Consider the following 2,952-nt stretch of genomic DNA (forward strand, 5'->3'; position numbering starts at 1 on the left):
CACCGGTGGTAAGACCGTTTCCCTCAAGACGGTCGGACTCCTTACTCTGATGGGACAGTCCGGGCTTCATATCCCGACTCTGGACCGCAGTGAACTGGCTCTTTTTCATGAGGTGTACGCAGATATCGGAGATGAGCAGAGTATTGAGCAGTCCTTAAGTACCTTCTCCTCCCATATGACAAATATCGTTTCCTTCCTCGAAAAAGCAGATCAGTATTCCCTCGTTCTGTTTGATGAGCTCTGTTCCGGAACTGACCCGACAGAGGGTGCCGCACTTGCGATCTCCATCCTCTCCTATCTTCATGACAGAGGAATCCGCACCATGGCTACCACTCATTACAGTGAGCTCAAAGTATTTGCGCTCTCTTCCTCCGGTGTCGAGAATGCAAGCTGCGAATTCGATGTAGAAACCCTGAGCCCGACTTATCGTCTTCTGATCGGTATCCCTGGTAAGAGTAATGCATTTGCGATTTCTTCCAAGCTCGGTGTTCCGGCATCCATCATCGAGAAAGCCAGAGAACAGATCAACGAGCAGGATGAATCTTTTGAGGATGTGCTGACTTCTCTCGAAGAAAGCCGTATCACGATCGAGAACGAGCGCACTGAGATCGCACAGTACAAACTCGAGATCGAAGACCTTAAGAAACAGCTTGAATCCAAACAGGAAAAACTGGATGTACAGAAAGACCGCATCATCCGCCAGGCCAACGAAGAAGCTCACAAGGTTCTCCAGGAAGCCAAGGATTATGCTGATCAGACGATGAAGCTTTTCCATAAATTCCATAATGATTACGTGGATACTGCCGCAGTTGAGCGTGAACGCCAGCAGCTCCGCAAGCGTCTCAACAAGACCGAACAGAAAATGGCACAGCCTGTCACCAAAAAGAAACCAAAGAAAGAACTCACCGCCAAGGATGTACGTCCTGGCGATACCGTACGGGTACTCAGCATGAACCTTAAAGGCACAATCAGCACCCGCCCGGATTCCAAGGGTTATCTGTTCGTCCAGATGGGCATCATCCGTTCCAAAGTCCATATTTCCGACCTGGAACTGATCGACGAACCGGTGATCACCACCTCTTCCTTCTCCCGTACAGGAGCAGGCAAGATTCGTATGTCCAAATCTGCCAGCGTTTCCACTGAGATCAATCTTCTCGGCAAAACTGTAGATGAGGCTGTCGCAGAACTCGACAAATATCTGGACGATGCTTATCTTGCTCATCTCAAGACGGTCCGCATCGTCCACGGCAAGGGAACCGGTGCCTTACGAAAAGGTGTCCACAACTATCTCAAACGCCAGAAACATGTTGAATCCTACCGTCTCGGTGAATTCGGCGAAGGTGATGCCGGCGTAACGATCGTAGAATTCAAGAAATAGAGAAAGGCGAATACTATGGTAACAAAACAGAAAATCTTAATCGTAGATGATGACAACAATATTGCAGAACTGATTTCTTTATACCTTACAAAAGAATGTTTTGAAACCAGAATTGTAAATGACGGAGAACAGGCTCTTAAGGAGTTCTCTGTCTTCCAGCCGGATCTGATTCTTCTTGACCTGATGCTGCCAGGTATCGACGGCTATCAGGTCTGCCGGGAAATCCGCCATACTTCTGATGTGCCGATCATCATGCTCTCTGCCAAAGGAGAAACCTTCGATAAGGTACTCGGTCTGGAGCTCGGTGCAGATGACTACATCATCAAACCATTTGACACAAAGGAGCTCGTTGCCCGCGTTCGCGCAGTCCTGCGCCGTTTCAAGGTCAAACAGCCAGCGGCAAACCCGTCAGAAAAATGTGTCAGCTACCCGGATCTCATGATCAATCTAACCAACTATTCTGTCACTTATATGGGAAATCATGTCGATATGCCGCCGAAGGAACTGGAACTTCTCTATTTCCTCGCAGCATCCCCGAACCAGGTGTTTACCAGAGAGCAGCTTCTCGACCATATCTGGGGCTATGAATACATCGGCGATACCCGTACCGTTGACGTTCATATCAAGCGTCTTCGTGAGAAGATCAAAGACCACCCGCAGTGGAGCCTCGCAACTGTCTGGGGCATAGGATACAAGTTTGAGGTCAAAAACAAATGAAAAAACGACTGACCTCCATGTTTCTTGTTGCCTATATCCTGCTTGGCATTCTGGGATTTTTCCTGGTAACCTTTGCAGGCTCCCATATGCTCGAGGCAAGACTCGAAAAGTCCATTACTTCGGACATATACCAGACAGCCCATCGTATCGCAGAAAGTGATCTTGTCAGTCATAACATCACTTCTGCCAACATGGAATCTATCCGCAGCAATCTGTCTCTGGCAACCAACTATCCGGATACGATCATCTGGATCATCAACAGTAACGGACAGATCATCTTAAGCACACGCAAGGATATTTCACCGGACAATCCCATTGATCTGGAGGGATTTAATCCGGCCTCCTGGGGCAGCAACTATTATCAGATCGGGGACTTTTATGGATATTTTTCAGAAACGCGGCTGAGCACGATCGCACCGATCACAGAAAACCTCAACACCCGCGGTTATGTGGCGATCCACTATCTGATGAGTGACCTGTACCAGAGCCGCAGCAGCCTGCTCTGGATCATCCAGCTTCTGTTTGTGGTCACTTATCTGCTGGTCACTGTATTGTTTATCTTTTATAGTTTCCATGTACGGAAACCGCTCCATGAGATCACAAAGGGAGCCTCCGAATTTGCAAACGGAAATCTGTCCTATCAGATCCCGGTCGACTCCGAAAATGAACTCGGCTACCTTGCCAAAAACTTAAACTACATGGCAGACAAGCTCAACCGGAACGGCGAATATCAGCGGCAGTTTATTTCAAACATCTCGCATGATTTCCGCTCTCCTCTGACTTCGATCAAAGGTTATGTGGAGGCTATGATCGACGGCACCATCCCGGTTGAGATGCAGGAAAAATACCTCAAGATC

At 48.3% G+C, this 2,952-nt stretch carries 3 protein-coding genes; all 3 read left to right on the forward strand.

Annotation, left to right across the window (positions count from 1 at the left end; all coding sequences use genetic code 11):
* Positions 1 to 1,378 (forward strand): endonuclease MutS2 (locus tag WMO75_RS19120; RefSeq protein WP_349078773.1); only part of this gene is annotated, 1,378 nt, incomplete at its 5' end.
* A 15-nt stretch (positions 1,379 to 1,393) separates the two neighbouring features.
* A complete protein-coding gene (locus tag WMO75_RS19125; RefSeq protein WP_022215228.1) occupies positions 1,394 to 2,095 on the forward strand; it encodes a response regulator in 702 nt (233 codons plus the stop codon).
* Positions 2,092 to 2,952, forward strand: an 861-nt coding sequence (locus tag WMO75_RS19130) for a HAMP domain-containing protein (RefSeq protein WP_349078774.1), incomplete at its 3' end; no start/stop codon positions are given. The genes WMO75_RS19125 and WMO75_RS19130, both read left to right, overlap by 4 nt.

It is taken from the genome of Blautia intestinihominis (genome assembly GCF_040096655.1).
GTDB lineage: Bacteria > Bacillota > Clostridia > Lachnospirales > Lachnospiraceae > Blautia_A > Blautia_A intestinihominis.

Excerpts from the sequence above, each read along its gene's own strand:
- WMO75_RS19125 (WP_022215228.1), top strand. The coding sequence starts at position 1,394 with ATGGTAACAAAACAGAAAATCTTAATCGTAGATGATGACAACAATATT.